The 15,918-nt window shown below is 75.1% G+C and carries 11 protein-coding genes and 1 riboswitch; of the genes, 4 read left to right on the top strand and 7 right to left on the bottom strand.

From position 1 onward, the window contains the following. Positions 1-55: 55 nt before the first annotated feature. Positions 56-2,719: an alanine--tRNA ligase gene (alaS, locus tag ABD343_RS03675; RefSeq protein ID WP_344523855.1), complete on the bottom strand. Its 2,664-nt coding sequence runs from the start codon at positions 2,717-2,719 to the stop codon at positions 56-58. Positions 2,720-2,770: 51 nt separating this feature from the next. Next, the gene (tsaD, locus tag ABD343_RS03670; protein WP_425578088.1) at positions 2,771-3,868 is read right to left on the bottom strand and encodes a tRNA (adenosine(37)-N6)-threonylcarbamoyltransferase complex transferase subunit TsaD; all 1,098 of its coding nucleotides are present in this window, start codon (positions 3,866-3,868) and stop codon (positions 2,771-2,773) included. A 105-nt stretch (positions 3,869-3,973) separates the two neighbouring features. Here tsaD and cbiE point away from each other — a divergent pair, with 105 nt between their 5' ends. Further along, positions 3,974-5,218: a precorrin-6y C5,15-methyltransferase (decarboxylating) subunit CbiE gene (gene cbiE / locus ABD343_RS03665; protein ID WP_344523852.1), complete on the top strand. Its 1,245-nt coding sequence runs from the start codon at positions 3,974-3,976 to the stop codon at positions 5,216-5,218. 1 nt (position 5,219) lies between these two features. Next, positions 5,220-5,963, top strand: coding sequence for a precorrin-4 C(11)-methyltransferase (gene cobM, locus ABD343_RS03660; protein ID WP_344523850.1), 744 nt, complete (start codon positions 5,220-5,222; stop codon positions 5,961-5,963). Between the two features lie 42 nt (positions 5,964-6,005). Here the strand turns inward: cobM and ABD343_RS03655 are convergent, their stop codons facing one another. Beyond that, on the bottom strand, positions 6,006-6,386 hold the full coding sequence (locus ABD343_RS03655; RefSeq protein ID WP_344523848.1) for a hypothetical protein: 381 nt from the start codon (positions 6,384-6,386) through the stop codon (positions 6,006-6,008). A 120-nt stretch (positions 6,387-6,506) separates the two neighbouring features. Next, positions 6,507-7,640 (bottom strand): cobalt-precorrin-5B (C(1))-methyltransferase, encoded by a 1,134-nt coding sequence (locus tag ABD343_RS03650; RefSeq protein ID WP_344523846.1) that lies wholly within the window; start codon positions 7,638-7,640, stop codon positions 6,507-6,509. A 17-nt stretch (positions 7,641-7,657) separates the two neighbouring features. Between ABD343_RS03650 and ABD343_RS03645 the strand changes: the two genes are divergently transcribed. Beyond that, a complete protein-coding gene (locus ABD343_RS03645) occupies positions 7,658-8,419 on the top strand; it encodes a cobalt-precorrin-6A reductase (RefSeq protein ID WP_344523844.1) in 762 nt (253 codons plus the stop codon). On the opposite strand, the gene ABD343_RS03640 is transcribed toward ABD343_RS03645, so the two are convergent. The 3 genes from ABD343_RS03640 to cobG are packed head-to-tail and all read right to left on the bottom strand — an operon-like array spanning position 8,407 to position 11,896. Next, a complete protein-coding gene (locus ABD343_RS03640; RefSeq protein ID WP_344523842.1) occupies positions 8,407-9,996 on the bottom strand; it encodes a precorrin-2 C(20)-methyltransferase in 1,590 nt (529 codons plus the stop codon). The two genes, ABD343_RS03645 and ABD343_RS03640, sit on opposite strands and share 13 nt — an antisense overlap. After that, positions 9,993-10,628, bottom strand: coding sequence for a precorrin-8X methylmutase (locus ABD343_RS03635; protein WP_344524373.1), 636 nt, complete (start codon positions 10,626-10,628; stop codon positions 9,993-9,995). Before ABD343_RS03635 ends, ABD343_RS03640 begins: the two co-directional genes overlap by 4 nt. Positions 10,629-10,639: 11 nt before the next feature. Beyond that, positions 10,640-11,896: a precorrin-3B synthase gene (cobG, locus tag ABD343_RS03630; RefSeq protein ID WP_344523840.1), complete on the bottom strand. Its 1,257-nt coding sequence runs from the start codon at positions 11,894-11,896 to the stop codon at positions 10,640-10,642. A 107-nt stretch (positions 11,897-12,003) separates the two neighbouring features. Further along, positions 12,004-12,074: riboswitch (cobalamin riboswitch) on the top strand. A gap of 82 nt (positions 12,075-12,156) precedes the next feature. On the opposite strand from cobG, the gene cobN reads away from it, so the two are divergent. Further along, on the top strand, positions 12,157-15,903 hold the full coding sequence (gene cobN / locus ABD343_RS03625; protein WP_344523838.1) for a cobaltochelatase subunit CobN: 3,747 nt from the start codon (positions 12,157-12,159) through the stop codon (positions 15,901-15,903). Positions 15,904-15,918: the final 15 nt, after the last annotated feature.

Genomic DNA, 15,918 nt, shown 5'->3' with positions numbered 1-15,918 from the left:
TGGCGCGTCGGGCGCTGCGCGCGGCGTACGGGCGTCACGCGCGGCGCCCCCGCGTTCAGTGGGACGGGGCGGTCAGGCGGGGCACCCGGGCCAGCAGTTCCGCGAGCCGCGCCGCGGGCACGCCGCCGCCCTGGGCCAGCCCGGGGGAGCCGCCGCCGCGCCCGTCGAGCAGCCGCCGCACCAGCGCGCCCGCGTCGTGACCCGCCTCCCGTGCCGCCCGGTTGACGGCGATCACCACGACGGCCCGCTCCCCCGCGGGGGCGCCGACCGCGACGATGCCGGGGGCGCGCGCGGGCAGCCGGTCGCGCACGGCGGTCGCGAGCGCGCGGGCGTCGTCGGTGCCGCCCGCCTCCTCGGAGGTGGCCGTGACCGTGACGACGCCGTCCACCGGCTCGGCCGCGCGGGCGAGTTCTGCGGCGCGCGCGTCGGTGGCGTGCTGCCGCAGCCGCTGATTCTCGCGGTCGGCCGCCTTGAGCCGGTCGAGCAGCCCGGCGATCCGGTCCGGGAGTTCGGCGCGCGGCGCCCCGAGCTGCTCGGCGATCCGCGTCACCAGGTCGCGCTCGCGCGCGAGATACCCGAAGCCCTCGACGCCGACGGCCGCCTCCAGCCGGCGCATGCCCGCGCCGACCGAGGACTCGGAGGTCAGCGCCACCGTCCCGACCTGCGAGGCGTGCTCCACGTGCGTACCGCCGCACAGCTCGCGCGACCAGGCGCCGCCGATCTCCACGACCCGCACCTTCTCGCCGTACGTCTCGTCGAACAGCGCCAGCGCGCCCAGCTCCTTCGCCTCCGGCAGCGTCATCCACCGCACGCCGACCGGCAGATCGCGGCGCAGCGCCCGGTTCGCGGCCTCCTCGACCTCGGAGCGCACCGCCGGGGACAGGGCGCCGCGCCAGGGGAAGTCCAGGCGCAGATAGCCGGGCCGGTTGTACGAGCCGGACTGGAGCGCCGTCGGGCCGAGAATCTCGCGCAGCGCGGCGTGCAGCACGTGCGTACCGGAGTGCGCCTGGCGCGCGCCGAGCCGCCACTCGGGGTCGACGGCCGCGTGCACGCTCCCGCCGGGCGCGAGCGCGCCCGCCGTGATCCGGACCCGGTGCGCGACCACCCCGGGCAACGGCCGCTGCACGTCCAGCACCTCGGCCTCCACGGAGGCGCCCGACAACGTGCCCGCGTCGCTCTCCTGTCCGCCGGACTCGGCGTAGAACGGCGTACGGTCGAGCACCGCCGTCACGATCTCGCCCTCCTCCGCCGCCGGTACGGGACCGGCGGGGCCCAGCAGGGCGAGGACGCGGGACTCGGTGGTGAGCGTGTCCCAGGCGCGCCAGTCCGTCGGCCCGTGCGCGTCCAGGACGGCGCGGAGGGCCGAGGTGTCGGCCGTACCGCCCGACTTGCGCGCCCGCGCGTCGGCCCGCGCCCGCTCCCGCTGCTCCCGCATCAGCGCGGCGAACCCCTCGCGGTCGACCTCGACGCCCTGCTCGGCGGCCATCTCCAGGGTGAGGTCGAGCGGGAAGCCGTAGGTGTCGTGCAGCAGGAAGGCCTGGGCGCCGGGCAGTTGGCGCCCTCCCTCCTCCTTGACGCGCCCGACGGCGGTGTCGAGGACGGCCGTCCCCTGCCGCAGCGTCGCCCGGAACGCGTCCTCCTCGGCCCCCGCCCGCGCGGCGATCCGCTCGTAGGCGTCGGCGATCTCCGGGTAGCTGTCCACCATGCGGTCGCGCGCGACGGCCAGCAGCTCGCCGAGCGCCGCGTCCTCGTACCCGAGCTGGCGCATCGAGCGGACGGCGCGGCGCAGGATGCGGCGCAGCACATAGCCCCGCCCCTCGTTGCCGGGCGCGGTGCCGTCGGCGAGCAGCATCAGGGCCGTACGGACGTGGTCGGCGACGACCCGCAGGCGGACGTCCGCCTGCTCCTCGTCCCCGTACCGCACCCCGGCGAGCGCGGCGGCGCGGTCCAGGACGGGCCGGGTCTCGTCGGTCTCGTACAGGTTGTCGACGCCCTGGAGGAGGGTCGCCATGCGCTCCAGGCCCATGCCGGTGTCGATGTTGCGGCGCGGCAGCTCGCCGAGGACCGGATAGCCGGACTTGCCGGTCCCCTCGCCGCGCTCGTACTGCATGAAGACGAGGTTCCAGAACTCCATGTACCGGTCCTCGTCCACCGCCGGGCCGCCCGCCTCGCCGTACGCCGGACCCCGGTCGTAGTACAACTCGGAGCAGGGCCCGCACGGCCCCGGGACGCCCATCGACCAGAAGTTGTCCTCGTCGCCGCGCGCCACGATCCGCGCGTCCGGCAGCTCCGCGATCCGCCGCCACAGGGCGCGGGCCTCGTCGTCGGAGTGGTGGACAGTGACCCAGATCCGGCCCGGGTCCAGCCCGTACCCGCCCTCGGCGACGGGGGTGGTGGACAGCTCCCAGGCGAACCGGATCGCCTCCTCCTTGAAGTAGTCCCCGAAGGAGAAGTTGCCGCACATCTGGAAGAACGAGCCGTGCCGCGTCGTCCGCCCGACCTCCTCGATGTCGAGGGTCCGCACACACTTCTGCACACTCGCCGCCCGCGCCCAGGGCGCCGCGGCCTCGCCGGTCAGATACGGCTTGAACGGCACCATCCCCGCGTTGACGAACAGCAACGTGGGATCGGGCGTCGGCAGAGGCGCACTCGGCACGAGCGCGTGCCCGCGCGAGGAGAAGAAGTCGAGAAAACGCTGACGGATTTCGGCGGTACGCATAAGGGGGCTCCGGTAGTTGAGGCCTAGGGGCGCGGGGAACTGCGCGAGCGACTACGAAGCACCCGCAGTCTGGAACGCGCGGTCAGGGGCAGCCCCTGTCCAGCCCCGAGGCTGCAAAAGGGCAAGCTCAAGCGGCGCCGACGGACCGACCGTCAGGTCGAGGGGCGCAGGGGCGGCCCCCGCTCGTACGAGGAGGTCGCCGACGGCGGCGATCATCGCGCCGTTGTCCGTGCACAGCCGCAACGGCGGTACGCGGAGAAGGATCCCGGCGTCCGCACACCGCTCCTCGCAGAGGGACCGCACGCGCGAGTTCGCGGCGACGCCGCCGACGACGACCAGCGTGTCCACCCCGTACGCGAGGCACGCCGCCACCGCCTTGCGGGTCAGCACGTCGGCGACGGCCTCCTGGAGCGAGGCGGCGCCGTCGGCGACGGGCAGCGGACGACCGCCGTACGACTCGGCCCAGCGCGCCGCCGCCGTCTTCAGGCCCGAGAAGGAGAAGGCGTACGGATCGTCGCGCGGCCCGGTGAGGGGGCGCGGGAAGGCGACCGCGCGCGGGTCCCCGTCCCGCGCGGCACGGTCGATCGCGGGCCCGCCCGGGTACGGCAGCCCGAAGACCCGCGCGACCTTGTCGAAGCACTCGCCCGCCGCGTCGTCCCGCGTGTCCCCGAGGTGGACGACGGGGTCGCGCGCGAGGTCCCGTACGAGCAGGAGCGAGGTGTGGCCGCCGGAGACGATCAGCACCACGCAGGGGTCGGGCAGCGGCCCGTGCGCGAGGGTGTCGGCGGCGACGTGCCCGGCGAGGTGGTGCACCCCGTACAGCGGGACGCCCAGCCCGTAGGCCAGCCCTTTCGCGCCCGCGAGCCCGACCTGGAGCGCGCCCGCGAGCCCCGGGCCCGCCGTCACGGCGACGGCGCCGATGTCCGTCATCCGCAGCCCCGCCTCGTCGAGCGCCCGCCCGACGACGGGCCGCAGCGCGTGCACGTGCGCGCGGGCCGCGATCTCCGGCACGACGCCGCCGAAGCGGGCGTGCTCGTCCATGCTCGACGCGACCGCGTGCCCGAGCAGCCGCCCGTCCCGCACGAGCCCCGCGCCCGTCTCGTCGCAGGACGACTCGATCCCGAGCACCACCACGGAGGACCCGTTCACGGCACCGCCCCTCCCTACTCTTGCCATACATCCGCTATTGCAAGTGGTACGCAATAAAGGGTACGACGGCGGGCGCCGCGCGGGCCCCCAGTAGAGTGCGCCCCTGTGACCTCCGAGAACCCTGCCTTCCGCGCCTCCCGCGTGACCGTCGTCGGCGTCGGCGCCGACGGGTGGGAGGGGCTCCCGGACGCCGCCCGTACCGCGCTGAGGGACGCCGAGGTGCTCATCGGCGGCCCGCGCCAGCTCGACCTGCTGCCCCCCGCGCCCGAGTGCGCGGGCGAACGCGTCGCCTGGCCCTCGCCGCTGCGCCCCGCCGTCCCCGGGCTGCTCGCCGTGCACGCCGGACGCCGTATCGCCGTACTGGCCAGCGGCGACCCCTTCTTCCACGGGATCGGCCGCGCCCTGGCCGAGGAGCTGGGGCCCGGCGCGCTGCGCGTGCTGCCGCACCCGTCCTCCGTCGCGTACGCCTGCGCCCGGCTCGGCTGGCCGCAGGAGGACACCGAGGTCGTCACGGCCGTCGGCCGCCCCACGGCCCGGCTCGCCGCCGCGCTGCACGACGGGCGGCGGCTGCTCGTGCTCAGCGCGGGCGCCGCGACGCCCGCCGAGGTCGCCGCGCTGCTGCGCGACCGCGGCTTCGGGCCGAGCCGCCTGCGCGTCCTCGAACAGCTCGGCGGGCCGCGCGAGCGGACGTACGAGGGCGTGGCCGACGACTGGACGGCGCCGCCCGGCGACCCCCTCAACGTCCTCGCCGTCGAGTGCCGCCGCGCCCCCGGCGCCCTCCGCCTGGGCGCGGCTCCCGGCCTGCCCGACGAGGCGTACGAGCACGACGGGCAGCTCACCAAGCGCCATGTACGGGCCGCGACCCTCGCCGCGCTCGCGCCCGCGCCCGGCGAACTCCTCTGGGACGTCGGCGGCGGCTCCGGCTCGATCGCCGTCGAGTGGATGCGGACGCATCCGAGCTGCCGCGCGGTGAGCGTGGAGCGCGACCCCGAGCGCGCCGCGCGCATCGACCGCAACGCGGAGCGCCTCGGCGTACCGGGGCTCAGGACCGTCGCGGGCGAGGCCCCGCACGCCCTGGCCGGGCTCCCCGCGCCCGACGCCGTCTTCGTCGGCGGCGGCCTCACCGCGCCCGGCCTCCTCGACGCCTGCTGGGCGGCGCTCGCGCCCGGCGGCCGGCTCGTCGCCAACACCGTGACGCTGGAGTCCGAGGCGCTGCTCGCCGACCGGCGCGCGCGGCACGGCGGCGAACTGACCCGGCTCGCCGTCGCCCACGCCGTCCCCGTCGGCGGCTTCACCGGCTGGCGCCAGGCGATGCCGGTCACGCAGTGGTCCGTCACGAAGGAGACCTGACATGACCGTGCACTTCATCGGCGCCGGACCGGGCGCCGCCGACCTGATCACGCTGCGCGGCGCCCGTACGCTCGCCGCCTGCCAGGTCTGTCTCTACGCGGGCAGCCTCGTCCCCGGCGAGCTGCTCGCCGAATGCCCGGACGGGGCGAGGCTGGTGGACACCGCGCGGATGGACCTCGACGCGATCACCGCCGAGATGGTCGCCGCGCACGAGGCGGGCCACGACGTGGCCCGGCTGCACTCGGGCGACCCGTCCGTCTACAGCGCGGTCGCCGAGCAGATGCGGCGCCTCGACGCGGCGGGCGTGCCGTACGAGATGGTGCCGGGCGTCCCCGCGTTCGCCGCGGCGGCGGCCTCACTGAAGCGGGAGCTGACGGTGCCGACCGTCGGCCAGACCGTGATCCTCACGCGCGTCGCGCACCAGGCCACGGCGATGCCGGAGGGCGAGGACCTCGCCACACTGGGCCGGAGCGGTGCGCTGCTGGTCCTGCACCTCGCGGCGCGGCACGTGGACCGCGTGGTCGAGGAGCTGACGCCCCACTACGGGGCTGACTGCCCGGCGGCGGTCGTCGCCTACGCGAGCCGCGAGAACGAGCTGATCCTCCGGGGTGCTCTCCGGGACATCGCCGGGCAGGTGGCCGCGTCCGGTGTGCTGCGTACGGCCGTGATCATGGTCGGGCGGACGCTGGGTGCCGAGCAGTTCGGGGACAGCTACCTGTACTCGGCGGACCGGCAGCGGCACTGAGGGGCCCGAGGCGTCCCGGCTGCCGACGCCTCGGGCCCGGGATCAGGCGACGCCCTTGTGCCAGGAGCCGCAGTCGGCGGTGCCGTTGTCCACGTAGCACATCTTCAGGTAGACGGTGGCGCCTTCCGCCAGGTTCAGGTTCATCCTCGCCTCGTCGCCCGCCCCGGAGGCCCGGACGCTGTAGGTCTTGCCCCGGTACGGCACCTTCAGCTTCGCCTGGACGCTGCGCCCGTCGGCATGGAGGTCGTAGGCGGCGAAGAGGTCGCCCTTGTCGTAGAAGGTCGCCGCTCCGTACGCGCCTTCCACCGAGACGCTGTCCCCCGCCGCAGCGCTCGTCGCGGTGACGCCGACGATCGCCAGTGCTGCCGCACCGATCGCCGTGAACCTGGTTGCTGTCCTGCCGAATGTCGTGCGGAGCCTCACGCTGCCTCGCTTTTCGTAGAAGGGATGTCGTAGAAGACATTCCGGGCTTCCGGAAGTCGAACGTATGATGCACGGTGCGTGGTGCTCCAGGTGGACGAGGGTTGAACCTTGATCGACTCGTTACCGCACCGCGCTGCGGCCCACCACCGTGCCCGCTCTGTCGATGCAGATCACGTCGACCGCCACCGGGGCCCCGCGCAGCACCGCCAGTGCCTCGTCGCGGGCCCTCTCGGCCACGAGGTCCCCCAGCGGGACGCCCGCCGCGGCGCAGAGCTGGAGGGCCGCGAGGCCGGTGTTGGCCCCGGCCACCTCCGCCGCCAGGGCCTCGCCCGCGCCGCCCCGCCGGGCGAGGTCCGCCAGGAAGCCCTTGTCCACCTGGGAGCGCGCCGAGTGCAGGTCGAGATGGCCCGCGGCCAGTTTCGACAGCTTGGCGAAGCCTCCGCAGACCGTGAGCCGGTCGACGGGGTGGCGGCGCACGTACTTGAGGACGGCCCCCGCGAAGTCCCCCATGTCGAGCAGCGCGTCCTCCGGCAGCCCGTACTCGGCGACGACGGTCCGCTCCGATGTCGAACCCGTGCACCCCGCGACATGCGTGCGCCCCGCCGCGCGCGCGACGTCGACGCCGCGCCGGATCGAGTCGATCCACGCGGAGCAGGAGTAGGGGACCACGATCCCCGTCGTCCCGAGGATCGAGAGGCCGCCGAGGATGCCGAGGCGCCCGTTCCACGTGGAACGGGCGATCTCCTCGCCGTGGTCGACGGAGAGCGTGATCTCGACGTCGGCCGTCTCGCGCCCGTACGCCCGCGCGACCCGCGCCACATGCTCGCGCATCATCTCCCTCGGCACCGGATTGATCGCGGGCTCCCCGACGGCGAGGGGGAGCCCCGCGCGCGTCACCGTTCCCACGCCCGGGCCCGCGCGGAAGGCGACGCCCGAGCCCGGCGGCAGCGCCCGTACCGTCGAGCGGACGAGCGCGCCGTGCGTGACGTCCGGGTCGTCGCCCGCGTCCTTCACGATCCCGGCCATGGCGTACGAGGAGTCGGCGGCCAGCTCCTCCGCCGCCAGCGCGAACGACGGCGTCTGGCCCTTGGGCAAGGTGATCGTGACGGGGTCGGGGAAGTCGCCCGCGAGCAGCGCCGTGTACGCCGCGGTCGTCGCCGCCGTCGCGCAGGCACCGGTCGTCCACCCGGGGCGCAGCCCGGTGTGCTTGAGTTGAGCGCCGCGCCCGCCCTTGGCCGCGTCCGTCTCACTCACCAGGGAAACCGATCGCCGTGCACGTACTGATACTCGGAGGAACGACCGAGGCCCGCCGCGTCGCCGAGCTGCTGCACCCCGCGCCGGGCCTGCGCCTCACCAGCTCGCTCGCGGGCCGTGTCGCGAGCCCCCGCCTGCCCCCGGGCGAGGTGCGCGTCGGCGGCTTCGGCGGGTCCGGAGGGCTGGCCGGGTGGCTGCGCGAGCAGCGTGTGGACGCGCTCATCGACGCCACCCACCCTTTCGCCGGGACGATCAGTTTCCACGCGGCGGAGGCCGCCGCCATGGCACATGTTCCCCTGCTGGCGCTGCGCCGCCCCGGCTGGGTCCCCGGCGAGGGCGACGACTGGCACGACGCCGGTTCCCTGGAGGAGGCGGCGCGGGTGCTGCCCATGCTGGGGCACCGGGTCTTCCTGACGACCGGGCGCATGGGGCTGGCCGTCTTCTCGGGGCTGGAGACCCCGTGGTTCCTCGTACGGTCCGTCGAGCCGCCGGAGGGCCCGTGCCCGCCGCGCATGGAGGTGCTGCTCGACCGGGGCCCGTTCACGCTCGACGGCGAACGGGAGCTGCTGCGGCGGCACCGTATCGACGTCGTCGTGACCAAGGACAGCGGCGGTACTGCCACGGCGCCCAAGCTCACGGCGGCGCGCGAGGCCGGGCTGCCGGTGGTCGTGGTGCGCAGGCCGTCCGCGCCCGAGGGCGTCCCCGTCGTACGGGACCCGGACGCGGCGGCCGAGTGGGTCAGGGGCAGGGCCCAGTCCCCCGGGGTTCACTCCGGGTAGCGGCGGGGCGTCCAGACGATCTCCTCGCCGTTCCCGCGCCGGACCGTGCGCGTCTGCGAAGAGCCGACGAGCAGGATCGTGCGCATGTCCACGTCCGCCGGGTCGAGTTCGGCCAGCCGTACGATCCGCACGCGCTCGCCCTCCCCGCCGACGTCCCGCGCCAGCACCACCGGGGTGTCGGGCGCGCGGAACTCCAGCAGCAGCTCGCGGGCCTTGCCGACCTGCCAGGTGCGGCTGCGCGAGCCCGGGTTGTAGAGCGCGAGCACCAGGTCGGCCGAGGCGGCGGCGCGCAGCCGTTCCGCGATGACCTCCCAGGGCTTGAGGCGGTCGGAGAGCGAGACCGTCGCGTAGTCGTGCCCGAGGGGCGCACCGGCGCGCGCGGCGGCGGCGTTCGCGGCGGTCACGCCCGGCAGGACCCGCACCGGGACCTCCGCGTACGGCTCCTGCGCGGCTGCCTCCAGCACGGCCGTCGCCATCGCGAAGACGCCCGGGTCACCGCCCGAGACCACGGCCACGCGGCGTCCGCGCCGGGCCAGGTCGAGCGCGAACTCGGCGCGCTCGGCCTCGACCTTGTTGTCCGAGCCGTGCCGGGCCTGCCCCGGGCGGTGCGGCACCCGGTCCAGATACGTCGTGTAGCCCACCAGGTCGTCGGCGGCGGCGAGCGCGCCCCGCGTCTCGGGCGTCAGCCACAGCGGCCCGGCGGGCCCGGTGCCGACGACCACGACCTCGCCGCGCTCACCGTCCTCGCCGCGCTCACCGTCCTCGCCGTGCTCGCCGTCCTCGCCGTGCTCGCCGTCCTCGCCGCGCTCACCGTCCTCGCCGCGCTCCCGCCGTACGGGCTCCGCGTCGACGCGGCTCGGCAGCACCGCCACCGAGAAGTACGGCACCGAGTCCGGATCGACGTCCGCGAAGGCGCCCGTACGCTCGCCCTCCATCGTCGCGCGCTCGACGTACCGCGCCTCGTCCAGCCGCCCCGAACGCTCCAGCGCCGTGCGCACCTTGCCGAACGTGCGCCCCAGCTTCATCACGACCGCCGCGTCCGTCGCCGCCAGGCGCGCGGTCAGTTCCTCCTCGGGCAGCGTGCCCGGCAGCACCGTCAGCACCTCCTCGCCCTCGCACAGCGGGGTGCCGAGCCGGGCGGAGGCCGCGCTGACGGAGGTGACGCCGGGGATCACCTCGGTCTCGTACCGGTGCGCGAGCCGCTTGTGCATGTGCATGTACGAGCCGTAGAAGAGCGGGTCGCCCGCGGCGAGGATCGCGACCGTGCGCCCCGCGTCGAGGTGCGCGGCGAGCCGGGCCGACGCCTCCTCGTAGAACTCGTCCATCGCGCCCTGGTAGCCGCCCGGATGGTCGGTGATCTCGGTCGTGACCGGGTAGACCAGCCGCTCCTCGATGTGGTCCTCGCGCAGATGCCGCGCGGCGATCGAGCGCGCGATCGACCGGCCGTGCCGGGCGCTGTGGTACGCGACGACGTCGGCTCCCGTGATGACCTCCACGGCGCGGACGGTCATCAGCGACGGGTCGCCGGGCCCGAGCCCGACGCCGAACAGCTTGCCGGGTTCCGTGGTGGTGCTCATTCTTCCTCGCTCGCGATCGCGTTGAGGGCACCGGCCGCCATCGCGGAGCCGCCGCGGCGGCCGCGTACGACCAGGTGCTCCAGGCCTGAGGGGTGCGCGGCGAGCGCGTCCTTGGACTCGGCGGCGCCGACGAAGCCGACGGGCACACCGATGACGGCGGCCGGGCGCGGGGCCCCCTTCCCGCCTTCCTCGATCATCTCCAGCAGCCGGAACAGCGCGGTCGGCGCGTTCCCGACGGCCACGACCGCGCCGTCCATCCGGTCGCGCCAGAGTTCGAGCGCGGCGGCGGAGCGCGTCGTGCCCAGCTCGGCGGCGAGCGCGGGCACGGACGGGTCGGAGAGCGTGCAGATCACCTCGTTGTCGGCGGGCAGCCGCTTGCGGGTGACGCCGGAGGCGACCATCTGCGCGTCGCACAGGATCGGCGCCCCGGCGCGCAGCGCCTTACGGGCGCGCGCCACCACGTCCGGCGTGTACGCGAGGTCGCGCACGAGGTCGACCATGCCGCAGGCGTGGATCATCCGGACCGCGACCTGGCTGACGTCGGCGGGCAGTCCCGCGAGGTCCGCCTCCGCGCGGATGGTGGCAAAGGACTCGCGGTAGATCGCCGCGCCGTCCTTCTCGTAGTCGAACACTCTGCTCTCACTCACGGGATCGGGAAGGTGGATACGGGGGTGGCCGTGCCGTCGCTCACGACGGAGACGCGGTACGTCCCGTCCCCGGCGGCGACCACGTCCGTCCGGTCGCCGGGCGGGTGCCCGCAGCGCCGCTCGCAGCCGGACCAGTGGACGGGCAGCGCGTACGCGCCCTGGCCCAGGGCCCGTTCCGCGTCGGCCCGTACGTCCGCGAGGGACTTGGCGCAGCCCGGCCGGCCGACGCAGGCGCTGACGCCGGGCCAGGGCGAGGCGGGATCGGTGATCAGCCCGGTCGCGGCGAGCCGCGCGAGCAGCTCCTCGGCGTGCGCGTCGGAGACGCCGGGCACGGGGACGACGGCCCCGCGCCAGGGCGTCAGCCGCAGCTCGCCCGACCCGGCATCGGCGGCGACGGCCGTCAACTCCCGCCACTGCGCGGAGGAGAGGCGCCCGAAGGGCGCGTGCGCGGAGAGGGCGCGCGGATGGCGGCCGGGCGCCGGGCCCTCCGCGAGGGGAGCGGCGGCGGTCCCGGACACGACCTCGGCGTCCGGGAGCCGCTCCGCGACCGTACGGGTCAACGCGTCCGGATCGAGCCGCAGTTCGGCCACCCGCCACACCCGGCCGCCCTGCGCGCGTGCCGCCTCCACGAAGGTCTCGGCGGCGGTCAGCGCGGCCAGGGGCGCGTCCTCGTACGGGACCCGCAGGCGAGCGGCGGGCGTGCCGGGGGAGATGAGCGCGTGCCGCCCGTCCTCCGCCGCCCGTACCGTCACATCGGGCCCGAGCGACGCGACGTCCCCGCGGCCGTCGTCGAGCGCGAAGAGGAAGCGGCCGGAGAGCGCGGCGGCCGTCGCGCTGCCGCACAGCAGCGCGTCGAGCCCGGTGAGCCACGGCCGTACGTCCCTCACGCCCCGTTCGTCGAGGCCGGAGAGGGGGGACGCGACGATGTTCCGTACGCGCTCGTGGGCGTACGAGGGGAGCAGGCCCGCGGCGTCGAGGCGCGCGGCCAGCTCCGTGCCGCAGGCGTCGCCGCCCGCGAGGCCGCGGAGCTGGACGTTGCCGCGCGACGTGAGATGCAGCACTCCGTCGCCGAGCCGCCGGGCGGCCTCGGCGAGGGCCCCGGCCTGCCGGACGGTGAGCACGCCGCCGGGGACCCGTACGCGCGCCAGCGCCCCGTCGTCCGCCGCGTGCAGCCGCAGCGCGCCGGGGCAGGCGTCACCGCCGGTACGCGCCGCGGGCGGCGTGGCCGGTGAGCTGCTGGAGGGCGTGGACATGGCGGCGAGCATACCTAGGGGCGCTGGCCACCCACTCCCGGCGATCGGCCCTTACGATGCTTCTCGGCGGGCCACCCGGTCCGTCATCGCCGGCGACGGCGACAGGGGAGGAAGCCGGTGCGAGTCCGGCGCGGTCCCGCCACTGTGAGCCCCCTCCGCGGGGGCGAGCCAGGAACTCCTGCCTTCCCCGAGCTCTTCGAGCAGGGGATACCCCAAACACCACCCGGGGCGCGGACACCCCGAGGAAGGCCAGACGACGCATGCTCCTGCTCCTGTCGACGTCCGACACCGACCTGCTCAGCGCACGCGCGGCGAACGCGGCCCACGCGTCGAACGTGACGAACGCGGCGAACGCGGCGAACGCGGCACCTGAGGCGAACTCGGCGGAATCCGCGAGCGCGGCGGACACCGCGGACACCGCGGACACCGCGAGCGCGGCCGACAGCCCCGTGGCCTACCGCTTCGCGAACCCCTCCCGCCTCTCCCTCGACGAGCTGCCCGCCCTCCTCGACGGCGTCGAACTCGTCGTCGTCCGCCTGCTGGGCGGCGTCCGCGCCTGGCAGGAGGGGCTCGACCAGCTCACCGCGACCGGCCTCCCGGTCGTCGTGCTCACCGGCGAACAGGCCCCCGACGCCCAGTTGATGACCGCCTCCACGGTCCCCGTCGGTATCGCAGCCGAGGCCCACGCCTACCTCGCGCACGGCGGCCCCGCCAACCTCGCCCAGCTCGCCCGCTTCCTCTCCGACACCGTCCTCCTCACCGGCCACGGCTTCGAGCCCCCGGCCCCCGCGCCGACCTGGGGCCCGCTGGACCACCTGCCGCTGCCGGGCACGCAGCCGGACTTCCCGCTGGTCGCGGTGCTCTACTACCGGGCGCACCACATGAGCGGCAACACCGCGTTCGTCCACGCGCTGTGCGACGAGATCAACCGCGCGGGCGGCCGGGCCCGTCCGCTGTACGTCGCCTCGCTGCGCGCCCCCGAGCCCGAGCTGATCGAGGAGCTGCGCGGGGCCGACGCGATCGTCACCACCGTCCTCGCGGCGGGCGGCAGCCGCCCGGCCGAGGCCTCCGCGGGCGGCGACGACGAGTCCTGGGACGCGGGCGCGCTGGCCGAACTGGACGTCCCGATCCTCCAGGCACTCTGCCTCACCTCCTCCCGCGCCGACTGGGAGGCGAATGACGAGGGCGTCTCGCCGCTCGACGCCGCGAGCCAGATCGCGGTCCCGGAGTTCGACGGCCGCCTGATCACCGTCCCGTTCTCCTTCAAGGAGATCGACGAGGACGGCCTCCCGGCGTACGCCGCCGACCCGGAGCGCGCCGCCCGCGTGGCCGGGATCGCGGTCCGGCACGCCCGCCTGCGCCACATCCCGGCGGCCGACAAGCGCCTCGCGCTCGTCCTGTCCGCGTACCCGACCAAGCACTCCCGCATCGGCAACGCGGTCGGCCTCGACACCCCCGCGAGCGCCGTCGCCCTGCTGCGGCGGCTGATCGAGGAGGGGTACGACTTCGGGGACGCGGAGATCCCGGGGCTCGCCTCCGGCGACGGCGACGAGCTGATCCGCGCGCTCATCGAGGCGGGCGGCCACGACCAGGACTGGCTGACCGAGGAGCAGTTGGCCCGTAACCCCGTCCGTATCCCGGCCGCCGACTACCGCCGCTGGTACGTGACGCTGCCGCGGGAGCTGCGCGAGTCCGTCGAGGAGCACTGGGGCCCGCCGCCCGGCGAGATGTTCGTCGACCGCAGCCGGAACCCGGACGGCGACATCGTCCTCGCCGCCCTGCGCCACGGCAATCTGCTCATCCTCATCCAGCCGCCGCGCGGCTTCGGCGAGAACCCGATCGCGATCTACCACGACCCGGATCTCCCGCCGTCCCACCACTACCTGGCGGCCTACCGCTGGATCGCCGCGCCCGAGCGGGAGCGGGGCTTCGGCGCCGACGCCATGATCCACCTGGGCAAGCACGGCAACCTGGAGTGGCTGCCGGGCAAGAACGCGGGCCTCTCCGCCGCCTGCGCCCCCGACGCCGCGCTCGGCGACCTGCCCCTCGTCTACCCCTTCCTGGTCAACGACCCGGGCGAGGGCACCCAGGCCAAGCGCCGCGTCCACGCCACGCTGATCGACCACCTGGTCCCGCCGATGGCCCGCGCCGACTCGTACGGCGACATCGCCCGGCTCGAACAGCTCCTCGACGAGTACGCCCAGATCAGCTCGATGGACCCGGCCAAGCTCCCCGCCATCCGGGCCCAGATCTGGACCCTCATCCAGGCCGCCAAGCTCGACCACGACCTCGGCCTGGAGGACCGCCCCGACGACGACGGCTTCGACGACTTCCTGCTGCACGTCGACGGCTGGCTCTGCGAGGTCAAGGACGCGCAGATCCGCGACGGCCTCCACGTCCTCGGCACGGCGCCGAGCGGCGGGGACCGCGTCAACCTCGTCCTCGCGATCCTCCGCGCCCGCCAGATCTGGGGCGGCACGCAGGCCCTCCCCGGCCTGCGCGAGGCGCTGGGCCTCGACGAGTCGGCGGCGACCCGTACGACGGCGGACGAGGCCGAGGAGACGGCGCGGGCCCTGGTCCAGGCGATGGACGACGCGGACTGGGACCTCTCCGCGCTGCCCTCCTCCCATGGTGACGAGGTCAGGGCGATCCTGGAGTTCGCGGCCCGCGAGGTCGTCCCCCGCCTGACGGCGACCACGGCCGAACTCGACCACACCGTACGGGCGCTGAACGGCGGCTTCGTCCCCGCGGGCCCCTCCGGCTCCCCGCTCCGCGGCCTGGTCAACGTCCTCCCGACGGGCCGCAACTTCTACTCCGTCGACCCCAAGGCCGTGCCCTCCCGCCTCGCCTGGGAGACGGGCCAGGCCCTCGCGGACTCCCTCCTGGAGCGGTACCGCGCGGACAACTGGGGGTCCCCCCGGCCGGAGGCTGGGGGAGAGTGGCCCACGTCCGTCGGCCTCTCCCTCTGGGGCACCAGCGCGATGCGCACGGCGGGCGACGACGTCGCCGAGGCCCTCGCGCTGCTGGGCGTCCGCCCGGTCTGGGACGACGCCTCACGCCGCGTGACGGGCCTGGAGCCGGTACCGCTTGCGGAACTCGGCCGTCCGCGTATCGACGTGACGCTGCGCATCTCGGGCTTCTTCCGCGACGCGTTCCCGCACACGATCGGCCTGCTGGACGACGCCGTACGCCTGGCGGCGTCCCTGGACGAGCCGGCCGACCGGAACTTCGTACGGGCCCACGCCCAGGCCGACCTCGCCGAGCACGGCGACGAACGCCGCGCGACGACCCGTATCTTCGGCTCCCGCCCCGGCACGTACGGCGCGGGCCTCCTCCAGCTCATCGACTCCCGCGACTGGCGCACCGACGCCGACCTGGCGGAGGTCTACACGGTCTGGGGCGGCTACGCGTACGGTCGCGGACTCGAAGGCCGCCAGGCCCGCGAGGACATGGAGACGGCGTACAAGCGCATCGCGGTCGCGGCGAAGAACACCGACACCCGCGAGCACGACATCGCCGACTCCGACGACTACTTCCAGTACCACGGCGGCATGGTCGCCACGGTCCGCGCCCTGCGCGGCACGGCCCCCGAGGCGTACATCGGCGACTCCACCCGCCCCGAGACGGTCCGCACCCGCACCCTGGTCGAGGAGACGAGCCGCGTCTTCCGCGCGCGGGTCGTGAACCCCAAGTGGATCGAGGCGATGCGCCGCCACGGCTACAAGGGCGCCTTCGAACTCGCCGCCACCGTCGACTACCTCTTCGGCTACGACGCGACCACGGGCGTGGTCGCCGACTGGATGTACGACAAGCTCACGGAGACGTACGTCCTGGACCAGGAGAACCGCGAGTTCCTCCAGGAGGCCAACCCCTGGGCCCTCCACGGCATCACCGAGCGCCTCCTCGAAGCCGAGTCCCGCGGCCTCTGGTCCAAGCCCGACCCCGCCGTCCTCGAACGCCTCCGGGAGATCTACCTGGAGACGGAGGGGGAGCTGGAAGAGGACTGAAGCCGTTCGCCCCGA

The organism is Streptomyces albiaxialis (genome assembly GCF_039530985.1).
Lineage (GTDB): Bacteria > Actinomycetota > Actinomycetes > Streptomycetales > Streptomycetaceae > Streptomyces > Streptomyces albiaxialis.
Note: the sequence above shows the minus strand (reverse complement) of the source record. Positions and strands in the feature narration are given on the sequence as shown.